Source organism: Bacteroides timonensis, from assembly GCF_000513195.1.
Classification (GTDB): domain Bacteria; phylum Bacteroidota; class Bacteroidia; order Bacteroidales; family Bacteroidaceae; genus Bacteroides; species Bacteroides timonensis.
Window position 1 is genome coordinate 299,181 of record NZ_CBVI010000001.1, and the last position, 12,945, is coordinate 312,125.

The following is a 12,945-nucleotide window of genomic DNA, read 5'->3' on the forward strand; positions in this document are numbered from 1 at the left end:
CCCCCTAAAAATCAAAAAAATTATGTTAGCACTTGAATGGTTAAAAAACGCGCATGGCATCATGGAAAAACTGGAAGCCACGCAATTGGAGAATATCAAAAAGGCAGCCACCGCTATGGCAGATTCCATCGAAGCCGGCCGTTGGGTACACACGTTCGGATGTGGTCACGCAACAATTCCCGTTGAAGAGATGTATCCTCGTATCGGTAGTTTTGTAGGTTTTCACCCACTGTGCGAACTTCCGCTGACATTCTTTACACAAATCATCGGCCAAATGGGTATCCATCAATTCCTGTTTCTGGAAAGAACAGAAGGTTACGGACAGGCAATCATGAAGAATTATGATTTCGATTCCAAAGATTGCATCTGGATTTTCTCTCACACAGGAATCAATGCAGTAAACATCGACATGGCACTGGAAGCTAAGAAGCGCGGTATGAAAGTCATCGTTTACGGCTCAGCCGGAGAAACAGGCGACAAAGCAAGCCGTCATTCCAGCGGCAAGAACCTGTTCCAACTTGCCGATATTATAGTGGACTCCTGCGTGCCTTTGGTAGATGCTTCCGTGCCTTTGAAGAATCACTTCGACAAGGTGGGGCCATTGTCAACCCTAAGTTTCGTTACTATGGTATGGATGACCATCACTACCGTTGCCGAAATTCTGGCAGATCGCGGCGTACATCTGTATATCCATCCGTCACATAACGTGCCGGGCGACACAACAGCTCACGAACGCCTGGATGCAGCTATTGCCGAATATCAAAAGAAAGTAAAAATCCTCTAACCCAAAGAAGCCCCAATCATCATTTATGAGTGACGGTAGCCCGCCTCAGCTTTGCCCCCACAAAGCTCGACGGGCTTTTTACAATTAGGAAACATAATTTATCTACACTTTTTCAGTTTTTATCCCTATATTTGCCCTCTAAAGAAATCAAACAGGATTATGAAACAGATAAGTATTGCAATTCTTCTTTGCCTCTGCGCATTGGCAGGCTTTGCACAAGGCGGTCAGCCTCTCGATTTAAAAGATATTGTATCAGGTAAATTCCGTGCTGAAAATATTTACGGAGTCATTCCCATTCCCGGAGACGGGGAACACTATTCGCAAATGAATGCGGAAGGAACGCAAATCATCAAATACTCTTTCAAGACAGGAAAACAGGTAGAAGTATTGTTCGATGCTGCTACCGCACGCGAATGTCCGTTTAAGACGTTTGACAGCTACAGTTTTTCACCTGACGGCAGCAAACTGCTTATTGCTACAGAACAGACTCCGATTTATCGCCGCTCTTATACAGCTATACATTATATATATAGTCTGAAGCGAAATGTCAACGGAGAAATCAATAACATAGTAGAAAAGCTTTCAGACGGTGGACCGCAGCAAGCACCTGTATTTTCACCGGACGGAACAATGGTTGCATTTGTACGGGATAATAATATCTATCTTGTGAAGTTTCTCTACGGAAACAGCGAAAGCCAGGTTACGGAAGACGGCAAGCGTAATGCCGTTCTGAACGGTATCCCCGACTGGGTATATGAAGAAGAATTTTCTTTCAACCGTGCTCTGGAGTTCAGTGCCGACAGTAAGATGCTGGCTTATATCCGCTTTGACGAGACGGAAGTGCCTTCTTACAGTTTCCCTGTTTTTGCCGGAAGCAATCCTCACATCACAGCTTTTGAGAAGTATCCGGGAGATTATACTTATAAATACCCCAAAACAGGAGAGGCAAATTCAAAGGTCAGTGTACATACCTTCGATATCAAATCGAAAGTAACCCGCAAGATGCAGGTTCCCTTGGATGCTGACGGGTACATCCCGCGTATCCGCTTCACACAAGATCCTAACAAGTTGGCCATTATCACCTTAAACCGCCATCAGAACCGCCTCGACATGTATTTCGGTGATCCGCGTTCTACTGTTTGCAAACAGGTGTTGCGTGACGAAAGTGACGCTTATATCAAAGAAGGCGTATTCGATAATATCATTTTCTATCCGGAAAACTTCAGCTTCGTGAGCGAAAAGAGTGGTTACAATCATCTGTACTGGTACAGCATGGGTGGAAATCTGATTAAACAGGTTACCAGTGGGAACTATGAAGTAAAAGAATTCCTGGGTTGGGATGCTGATGATAACAGTTTCTATTATATCAGTAATGAGGAAAGCCCGCTGCGCCAGGCTGTATACCAAATTGACCGCAAGGGAAAGAAAACCAAACTTTCTTCTCAACCGGGTCTCAACAGTGCACAGTTCAGTACGAACATGAAGTACTACATGAATCGTTATTCAAACCTGAATACTCCCACTGTCATTACTCTAAATGATAATACAGGTAAAGTATTGAGTACGCTTGTTACGAATGATAATCTGAAACAGACTTTAGCCAAATACAGTGTACCTCAGAAAGAGTTCTTCACTTTCAAGACCGGAGATGGTGTAAGTCTGAACGGTTGGATGATGAAGCCGGTGAATTTCTCCGCATCCAAGAAATACCCTGTACTTCTGTATCAATACAGCGGACCCGGTTCGCAACAGGTACTGGACACATGGAGCATCAGTTGGGAAACCTATATGGCCAGTCGTGGTTTTATCGTAGTCTGTGTAGACGGACGTGGAACCGGCGGACGTGGTGCAGACTTCGAAAAATGCACTTATCTGAATCTTGGCGTGAAAGAGGCGAAAGATCAGGTGGCAACAGCCCAATATATGGGTAGCCAGCCGTATGTAGACAAAAACCGTATCGGCATCTGGGGCTGGAGTTATGGCGGATACATGACCATCATGAGTATGAGTGAGGGAACGCCCGTATTCAAGGCCGGAGTTGCAGTAGCAGCCGTCACTGACTGGAATTACTACGACACAATTTATGGCGAACGCTTCATGCGCACTCCCAAAGAGAATGCTGAAGGATATAAAGGCTCTTCCGCTTTCACCCGGGCAGACAAATTGCATGGCAATTTATTGCTGGTACATGGAATGGCGGATGACAATGTTCATTTCCAGAACTGTGCAGAATACGCAGAGCACCTGGTGCAGTTGAACAAGCAATTCGATATGCAACTTTATACAAACCGTAACCACAGTATCTATGGCGGAAACACCCGTTATCATCTGTATACGAAGCTGACGAATTTCTTTGAAAAAAATCTTTAAGATCATAAAGTTCACCACAGATTACATAGATCAGATTTCTTTATTTCTATCATGAAAGACAGAGTACGCAAACCCGAATGGCTCAAAATAAGTATTGGAGCCAATGAACGGTATACCGAAACCAAACGTATAGTTGAATCCCACTGCCTGCATACCATTTGCAGTAGCGGACGTTGCCCTAATATGGGAGAATGTTGGGGTAAAGGGACTGCCACCTTCATGATAGGCGGTGACATCTGTACCCGTTGCTGCAAATTCTGTAATACACAGACAGGTAAACCGCTTCCATTAGATATGGAAGAGCCTACCCATGTGGCGGAATCCATAGCCTTGATGAAACTGTCCCATGCTGTCATCACTTCCGTAGACCGGGATGATCTACCGGACCTCGGCGCTGCACATTGGGCATGCACCATACGCGAAATCAAACGCCTCAATCCGGAAACTACCATCGAGGTGCTGATCCCCGACTTTCAAGGAAGAAAAGAATTGGTATCCCAGGTCATTGAAGCACAACCGGAAATTATCTCCCACAATATGGAAACGGTGAAACGCATCACTCCACTGGTACGTAGTGCAGCCCGCTACGAAACAAGCCTGGAAGTAATACGCCAGATAGCCGACAGCGGAATCACAGCAAAATCAGGAATCATGGTAGGATTAGGCGAAACTCCGGAAGAAGTGGAAGAACTGATGGATGACTTGCGCCGTGCAGGATGTCAAATCCTGACCATCGGGCAGTACTTGCAACCTTCACATAAACATTACCCTGTGGCAGAATACGTTACTCCCGCACAATTCGCTTCTTACAAAGAAACCGGTCTGGCAAAAGGATTCGATCAGGTAGAAAGTGCACCTTTGGTGCGTTCTTCTTATCATGCCGAAAAACAGGTACAGTTTTACAAAAAAGAAACGAAGTAAAAACCAATTGCTCTACTTATTTGTTATCTATGAGATAACGACAAAATAAAGTTTGCAATGTCAAAAAAAGGAGTTCTATCATCTAAGTTTAATATGTCTTTGGGATTTATCCCGGTTATCGTATCTATTATATTGTGCGAATTTATAACCCAAGACATTTCCATCTACATTGGTGCAGGTGTAGGGGCTCTTTATAGTTTATATACCTTATGGGGAAAAGGAGCAAGAATCCCCAATTTCCTACTTTATTGCACTACCGGAATGCTCTTGCTTTTGAGTTTGACCACTTTAATCTTCGGTGATTGCAGTTCCCGCGAAATGTTTCCACTGACATTGGAGATCAGTACTCTCATACCCGTAGTTATTATCTTCCTGAACAGGAAAAGATTTCTCGCTCACCAGATTTCCCAGTCACAGAAATGTTGCAAACAACTTTTTGCGCAAGGGGCAGAGTCTGCCATTGTAACAACACGGGTAGTTGTCATCATCGCTTTTCTTCATTTCCTGGGAGTCTTCATCACAATTCTGTTACCTGGTCCCTTAAGTGAAACTTCCAGGGATGTTTTATTCCGGTATTGTCCGCCAGCTGTATTTATTCTGAGTATATTATTCAATCAGTTCGGAATCCTCTATTTCAATCAAGTGATGGAGCACACAGCTTTCGTGCCCATTGTTAATACCAAAGGGGATGTGATTGGCAGAAGCCTGGCAGTGGATGCTATCAACAAGAAAAATGAATATATCAATCCGGTAGTCCGTATCGCTGTATCTCATAACGGTATGTTGTATCTTCGTCCACGCCCCCAACGTTGTATTCTCGACCGAGGGAAGACTGATATACCCATGGAATGTTATCTCTTATATGGAGAAACCCTGGAACAAGGCATCGTCCGGCTTGTGAGACAAGCTTTTCCACAAGCACCGATACAAGATTTACAATTCAATATCATGTATCACTTTGAGAATAAAGTGACGAACCGGCTGATCTATCTTTTCATTCTTGAGGTAGAAGACGACAATCTTCTACGGGACAAGCAGGTAAAAGACGGAAAGCTTTGGACTTTCCAGCAAATAGAGCATAATTTAGGCAAGAACTTCTTCAGCTGCTGCTTTGAAAACGAATATGAGCACCTGAAGGATGTTATTTGTACAAGAGAAAAATACAAGGAATTTTAGAAAGATCGGGCACTTTTCCCTGCCACTCCTTCACTGTCTTGGTTTTGATATATTCTCCCTCACACGTAATGTTCGCAGCAATACAGAGTTTGGTTTGCGGACGACAATTTTGCAAGATGTCTTCCACCATTTTATTATTGCGGTAAGGTGTTTCAATGAATAGTTGAGTCTGGTGTTCGGCATAAACCCGCTGCTCCAGAGTCCTTATTTTTTTGGCACGCTCGCCCGGCTCAATAGGAAGGTAACCGTGGAAAGCAAAACTTTGCCCGTTGAAGCCCGACCCCATGACAGAAAGAATGATTGAAGAAGGTCCCACCAAGGGCACTACTTTCAGATTCTTCCGTTGAGCAATCGCCACTACATCCGCTCCCGGGTCAGCGACTGCCGGACAGCCGGCTTCGGAAATCACTCCCATAGACAATCCCGCCATCAACGGTTTCAGATATCCTGAAATATCTTCAGGTGATGTATGCTTGTTCAGCGGGTAAAAAGTCAGTGTATCAATATCTATTTCCCGGTCCACCTTCTTCAGAAAGCGGCGTGCAGAACGCACATCCTCTACTATGAAGTGACTAATCCCAAGTATGATCTCCTTATTATAAGAAGGTAACACCGTTTCAATCGGTGTATCACCCAAAGTGACGGGCAAAAGATAAAGAGCTGTTTCCACGTTGATAAGTGATAAGTTATTAGTGATAAGTGATAAATGAAAAAAGTTAGTGATGAGCGATTTATTTCGCTATGCCATTATACTGCATAGCCACTAATCACTCATCACTAACCGTTAATCATTATATATTACCCATAGATAATGTTTCCATTCTCATCCATATATTCATCCAGTCCTTTTTCATAAGTAGCCATGGCACGCAAGCTCATACCCACGCTGGAGAAACCACCGTCATGGAATAAGTTCTGCATGGTTACCTTACGGGTCAGGTCAGAGAACATTACGATGCAATAATCAGCACATTCGTCGGCTGAAGCATTGCCCAGCGGAGACATGCGGTTGGCAAAGTCGAACAGCTTATCCATACCCTTCACACCGGAACCGGCAGTAGTCATAGTCGGAGACTGTGAAATGGTATTGACACGTACATTATGTTCGCGGCCATAGATATAACCGAAGCTACGCGCAATGGATTCCAGCAAAGCTTTTGCATCTGCCATATCATTGTATCCATAGAATGTACGTTGCGCAGCCACATAACTCAATGCAAGGATTGAACCGTAATCGGCAATTGCATTCAGCTTTTTGGCAGCCTGTATCATCTTATGGAAAGACACTGCGGAAATATCAAGCGTCTTACCCAGCATATCATAATCCAAATCATCATATGTACGTTTCTTGCGAACATTCGGAGACATACCAATGGAGTGAAGCACAAAGTCAATCGGTCCGCCCAAAACTTCCATGGAGTGTTTGAATACATTTTCCAAATCTTCTACGCTGGTTGCGTCAGCGGGGATAACTTCACATTGCAATTTATCTGCCAGTGCGGAAACTTCGCCCATACGAACTGCTACCGGAGTGTTTGATAAGGTGATCATTGCACCTTCTTCTACTGCTTTTTCAGCTACTTTCCAGGCAATGGACTGCTCATTCAGAGCACCGAAAATAATGCCTCTTTTTCCTTTCAACAAATTGTAACTCATACCTATAATATTAAAGTTGACGGGTATCTAATAAACAAATCAACAAGGAAATTGCTCTTATTGTTCGCCTCCTCATCAACTTGCATCTTATCACCACGTTTACTATTTTGAGGCTGCAAAGATAGTGCAAATTGAACGCATAGCAAAATAAGCTTGCTCATTTTTGCTATGCTGAAATGCCGCCTATCTTATTTAAAGATATGAACTTTCTGCATAAAAAGCCCGAAAGTGTGCAAAGAAAAGGACAAAACCACAAAAAATCCACCTAAACCAACAAATTGTGCACATGGTTTTAGCTAAAGCCCGATACATTTGCAACCGGTAATTAAGAGGTTTTTTCATAATATTTATTTAAGGTTAGAATTAGGTTAACATGAATCATTTATTATTTCTTTCGCAGGCCACTCGGGAGAGCCGCTTGCGGGAGGATAATAAAAAAGGAAAGAAAATGAGAAGTTGAAGAAGCCTGTTAGTTAACAACAAATAACTAATAACTTATAACTAAATATAGTATCACGAATGAACACATTTATCAAAAAACTATGGGTGCTTGTTGCACTGGCCCTTCCGTTGTTACCTGCACAGGGTACGGTAAATGCCCAAAACGGAAATTATATAGATGAAAGTATCTATGAGAATTTGCCCTTCAATATGCCGAAAGTGGAACAACCCGCTTTTTCGGATTATACAGTCAATATTGTAGATTTTGGCGCTAAAGGAGATGGTATCGTACTGAATACCAAAGCTATCAACGACGCTATAAAGGCAGTAAATGCCAAAGGTGGCGGTAAAGTAATTATTCCCGAAGGCTTGTGGCTGACCGGCCCTATCGAGTTACTGAGCAACGTCAATCTATATACTGAAATGAACGCCCTGGTGTTGTTCACAGATGATTTCGAGGCTTATCCTATTATTAAAACATCTTTTGAGGGTTTGGATACCCGCCGTTGCCAATCACCTATTTCAGCATGGAATGCTGAGAATATAGCGATTACGGGACATGGTGTATTCGATGGTTCAGGTGATAGCTGGCGTCCGGTAAAAAAAGGTAAACTGACTGCGAGCCAATGGAGTAGCCTGGTAAGTTCAGGAGGTGTAGTCGATGCATCCGGTAGCATCTGGTATCCCACTGCCGGTGCACTGAAAGGCGCTATGGCTACTAAAGATTTCAATAACCCGGAAGGCATTAATACGGATGAGGAATGGAATGAAATCCGCCCGTGGCTACGTCCCGTATTGCTGAATATCGTTAAGAGCAAAAAAGTATTATTGGAAGGTGTAACTTTCAAGAACTCTCCCAGCTGGTGTCTGCACCCGTTGTCATGCGAGCATATCACGATTCACAATGTGAAAGTTTTCAACCCTTGGTACTCCCAGAATGGTGATGCACTGGACTTGGAATCTTGCACGAACGCGTTGATTGTCAATAATATATTTGATGCCGGTGACGATGCTATATGTATCAAATCGGGAAAAGATGAAGACGGTCGCAGACGCGGCGAACCATGTCAGAATGTGATTGTAAAAAATAACACCGTATTGCACGGTCACGGCGGTTTCGTAGTAGGTAGCGAAATGTCGGGTGGCGTAAAGAACGTCTATGTAACCGACTGTACTTTCCTGGGTACGGATGTAGGTTTACGCTTCAAGAGTACCCGCGGACGTGGCGGTGTAGTAGAAGGTATCTATATTCACAACATCAATATGATTGATATCCCGCACGAAGCCTTGCTGTTCGACTTATTCTATGGTGGTAAAGGTGCCGGTGAAGAAACGGAAGATGACCTGGAAGGCAGAATGAAATCATCCGTTCCTCCTGTAACGGAAAAAACTCCCGCTTTCCGTGATATCCATATCACAAATGTGACTTGCAGAAACGTAGGACGTGCCATGTTCTTCAACGGACTGCCTGAAATGCCTATCCGTAATGTACACGTAAAGGATGTAGTTGTTACGGACGCCAAGCAAGGTATCGTTATCAGCCAGGCAGAGAATGTTTCTATAGAGAACGTGAAGATAGATACCAAAGGCACAGCATTGCAGGTGAAACAAGCCAAAGACCTGAAAGTAAACGGGAAGACTTATAATAATTCGGCAACCAAAGCTTTGAACATCGATTTATAAGGTATATAATACCGCTGGTGTATGAAGAAAAAAGTAATCATACTGATCGCTCTGTGTTGTCTGTTTATCCAAGCAGCACAGAGCGATACTCTTTCCATAACAGACCTTCGCACGGAACAACTGACTAATCCTTTAGGTCTGGATACCCCTCAACCGCGTTTCAGCTGGCGGCTCCAAAGCGGGCAACGCAATGTGATGCAGACAACTTACCGCCTGCTCGTTGCGTCCTCCCCGGAACTTCTAAGCAAGAATCGGGCAAACGTGTGGGATTCAGGCGAGGTACGCTCTGATGCGTCCATCTGGATAAGCTATCAAGGTCCCTCTTTACAACCCAACAAGCGCTATTATTGGAAAGTACAGGTAACAACCGGTACAGGTGAGAGCACCTGGAGCGAACCTGCTTTCTGGGGAATGGGACTGATGGGAGAAACACGTTGGAAAGGACGTTGGATTGGTATGGACAGACCTATGTCCTGGGATAGTGAAACCATGTTTTCACGCCTGTCCGCCCGGTATGTACGCAAAGAATTCAAACTCAGCAAAGCAATAAAAGAGGCAACCCTGCACATCAGCGGACTGGGAGTTTACGAATGCCTCATCAACGGCGAACGGGTCGGTGACCTTGTACTGGCTCCCGCTCCTACCGACTACCGGAAAACCGTACTTTACAACAGCTATGATGTAACAAGTCTGCTTCGCTCACAGGCGGATAATGCCATAGGTATTACGCTCGGAAACGGACGATACCACTTCATGCGCCAGAACTATCGCACTTATAAAATCCATAACTTCGGCTATCCAAAAGTCCGGATGAACCTGATCATAGAATATACGGACGGCAGCCGGGAAACGATTGCCACAGATACGAACTGGAAACTGACAGCCGACGGTCCCATCCGCAGCAACAATGAGTTTGACGGTGAGGAATACGATGCCCGAAAAGAATTAGGAAGTTGGTCGGAAACCGGCTATGACGACAGTACCTGGTTGCAGGCGGAACGTGTTTCCATACCTTCGGGGTATCTGCGCGGACAAACCATACCGGGTATCAAGGTAGTGGAGAAGATTAATCCCCAAACCATCCGTAAATCAGCCAATGGCTATATCCTCGACATGGGACAGAACATGGTAGGCTGGCTGCGTATCCGGGTAAAAGGAAATGCGGGCGACTCAGTGCGCCTGCGCTTTGCAGAAACCCTGCAACCGGATGGAGAACTATACACCGCCAACTTACGGTCCGCTAAAGTAACCGACCTTTATATCCTGAAAGGAGAAGGCATTGAAGAGTGGGCTCCCCGCTTTGTATATCATGGCTTCCGCTATGTAGAAGTCAGCGAATTTCCGGGTACTCCTACCCTTGCCAACTTTACAGGCGAAGTTGTAAATGACGATATGCCTCTCACCGGAACATTCGAATGTGACAACCCTATCCTGAACCAATTAGTGAAGAATGCCTTCTGGGGAATCCGTGGTAATTATAAGGGAATACCGCTCGACTGTCCCCAGCGTGATGAACGCCAGCCTTGGCTGGGCGACCATACCAACGGCGCACTGGGTGAAAGTTTCTTGATGGAAAACGGTCCGCTTTATGCCAAGTGGATGGACGATATCCGCGATGCGCAACGGGAAGACGGATGCATACCCGATGTGGTGCCGGCCTATTATTACTACTATACGGACAACGTGACCTGGCCGTCAACCTTCATTTTCATCAGTAATATGCTGTATGAACAATATGGAAACCCGGGAGCCATCTGTAAGCATTATCCCGCCATGAAGCAATGGATGGAGCACATCCGCACAGAGTTCATGAACCAATCGCATATCATCACCCGCGACCGTTACGGCGATTGGTGTCTTCCGCCCGAATCTCCCGAATTAATACATTCGAAAGACCCGGCCCGCATTACCGATGGTAAACTGATAGCAACCGCCTATTACTACAAGCTGCTGCAATATATGATAAAGTTTGCACAGCTTCAGTTAGATATGCCCCACACTCCGGATATTGCCGGACAGCTGTACCACCAGCAGTTAGCTGAGGATATTCGGGAATATCGGGAACTGGCAGAACACGTAAAAGAAGGTTTCAACAAGACCTTCTGGAATCAGGAAAAACAATATTACAGCAATAATACCGTAACAGCCAACCTTCTCCCACTGGCATTCGACATGGTACCGGATACGGAAAAAGAAACCGTCGCCCGACAAATCATTCATAAAACGGTAGACTATTACAATGCCACCATTCAATGCGGAGTTATTGGCGTACAATGGCTGATGCGCGAGCTTGTAAGAATGGGACGCACAGATGTAGCATACGTTCTGGCTACCCATACCAAATATCCCGGATGGGGATACATGGCGGCCAACGGAGCTACCACCATCTGGGAGTTATGGAACGGGAACACAGCTGATCCGGCCATGAACAGCGGCAACCACGTCATGTTACTGGGCGATTTCCTCCCCTATTGCTATCAACATCTGGCAGGTATCCGGAATGCCGCTCCCGGTTTCAAGGAAATCCGGATGAAACCTGCTTTCGAACTGGAAGAAGTAGGATTTATTCGTGCTTCTCACATTACACCTTATGGCAAAGTAACGAGTGACTGGTCACAAACAGCTGCCGGGTATTCCTGGGAAATCAGTGTACCTGCCAATAGTACGGCTACTATATGGCTGCCCAATGCAGATACCTCCGCCCTCACCGAAAACGGAAAGCCATTGAAGCAATCCGAAGGTTTACAAATACTCCGCCAGGAAGACGGATACACAGTTTGTAAGATAGGTTCGGGGAACTATAACTTCCAGATCAAAAAGAACATATCATACGGAAAAGGAAGAAAAGGCCTGCTGGAAGATGACTTTATCTGTCGGAAACCTCCCTTCCCGGAGAGCCATGCGGCTACTATCGTAGAAGGACGTCGCGGAATAGTGGCAGCCTGGTTCGGGGGAACCAAAGAGAAGAATCCCGATTGTTGCATTTGGGTTAGCCGCAAGACAAAAACAGGCTGGACGGAACCACAAATGGTAGCGGACGGTGTACTGGACGGAACCAAATACGCCTGCTGGAATCCCGTACTGACCGAAACGCCGAAAGGAGAACTACAGCTTTATTATAAGATAGGTGTGAACGTAGCCGGATGGAGTGGTCATGTCGTTACTTCGAAAGACGGTGGAAAAACATGGAGCAAATCCCGGGCACTTCCCGAAGGCTTCCTTGGTCCCATCAAAAACAAGCCCGTATGGATCGGCAAGCGGATGATCTGCCCCAGCAGTACGGAAGATGAGAACGGTTGGCGGATTCATTTCGAAATCAGCGATGATGAAGGAAAGACCTGGCGAAAGATTGGTCCTATAACTGCTTCCGAGATTGTGGAAACAGATCAGGTGAAGTTCAGTAATCAGAAGCATAAAACCATACAAGTGATACAGCCCACCATCCTGACACATAAAGACGGAAAGTTGCAAGCCTTATGCCGTACTCAGAACAACGGCTCTGTTGCTACCACCTGGAGTGAAGACAACGGAGAAACCTGGAGTCCGGTAACGTTCATTGACTTGCCTAACAACAATTCCGGCATTGATGGAATTACACTGAAAGACGGACGGCACTTGCTGGTATACAACCACTATCGCTACATCAAAGGGAAACGGAAAGAACGTACCCCCATCAATGTAGCAATCAGTGACGACGGTATGCATTGGAAAGCGGCTGTGGTATTGGAGGATTCGCCGATCAATCAATATTCATACCCCTCAGTCATTCAGGGTAAAGACGGAAAAATACACATTGTTTATACATGGAGGAGACAGCGCATCAAGTATGCCTGCCTCGATCCCCAACAGGTGGAAGTCACCTCTTTTGAGGAAGCCGGTTGGAAGGAATAACTCACAAAGGCGACAGTATTTAT

General features: G+C 45.3%; 8 protein-coding genes. 6 read left to right on the forward strand and 2 right to left on the reverse strand.

From position 1 onward, the window contains the following. Positions 1–22 precede the first annotated feature (22 nt). The 4 genes from BN161_RS01090 (at position 23) to BN161_RS01105 (ending at position 5,251) form a co-directional block, all read left to right on the forward strand. Positions 23–784, forward strand: a complete 762-nt coding sequence (locus BN161_RS01090; protein ID WP_007212505.1) for a sugar isomerase domain-containing protein — start codon at positions 23–25, stop codon at positions 782–784. A gap of 159 nt (positions 785–943) precedes the next feature. Continuing rightward, on the forward strand, positions 944–3,154 hold the full coding sequence (locus BN161_RS01095) for a S9 family peptidase (RefSeq protein ID WP_044262287.1): 2,211 nt from the start codon (positions 944–946) through the stop codon (positions 3,152–3,154). A 51-nt stretch (positions 3,155–3,205) separates the two neighbouring features. Continuing rightward, a complete protein-coding gene (gene lipA, locus BN161_RS01100) occupies positions 3,206–4,075 on the forward strand; it encodes a lipoyl synthase (RefSeq protein WP_044262288.1) in 870 nt (289 codons plus the stop codon). 57 nt (positions 4,076–4,132) lie between these two features. Beyond that, a complete protein-coding gene (locus tag BN161_RS01105) occupies positions 4,133–5,251 on the forward strand; it encodes a hypothetical protein (RefSeq protein WP_044262289.1) in 1,119 nt (372 codons plus the stop codon). Here the strand turns inward: BN161_RS01105 and BN161_RS01110 are convergent. Next, complete coding sequence (locus BN161_RS01110) at positions 5,217–5,921, reverse strand: SAM-dependent methyltransferase (RefSeq protein ID WP_007212501.1); 705 nt, start codon at positions 5,919–5,921, stop codon at positions 5,217–5,219. The genes BN161_RS01105 and BN161_RS01110 overlap by 35 nt on opposite strands. Before the next feature lie 128 nt (positions 5,922–6,049). After that, complete coding sequence (locus BN161_RS01115; RefSeq protein ID WP_044262291.1) at positions 6,050–6,907, reverse strand: enoyl-ACP reductase FabI; 858 nt, start codon at positions 6,905–6,907, stop codon at positions 6,050–6,052. A 519-nt stretch (positions 6,908–7,426) separates the two neighbouring features. On the opposite strand from BN161_RS01115, the gene BN161_RS01120 reads away from it, so the two are divergent. Both BN161_RS01120 and BN161_RS01125 read left to right on the forward strand, forming a co-directional pair. Continuing rightward, positions 7,427–9,031 carry a glycoside hydrolase family 28 protein gene (locus BN161_RS01120; RefSeq protein ID WP_044262292.1) on the forward strand — a complete coding sequence of 535 codons (1,605 nt, stop codon included), beginning with the start codon at positions 7,427–7,429 and terminating at the stop codon, positions 9,029–9,031. Between the two features lie 21 nt (positions 9,032–9,052). After that, a complete protein-coding gene (locus BN161_RS01125) occupies positions 9,053–12,922 on the forward strand; it encodes a family 78 glycoside hydrolase catalytic domain (RefSeq protein ID WP_044262293.1) in 3,870 nt (1,289 codons plus the stop codon). Positions 12,923–12,945 lie beyond the last annotated feature (23 nt).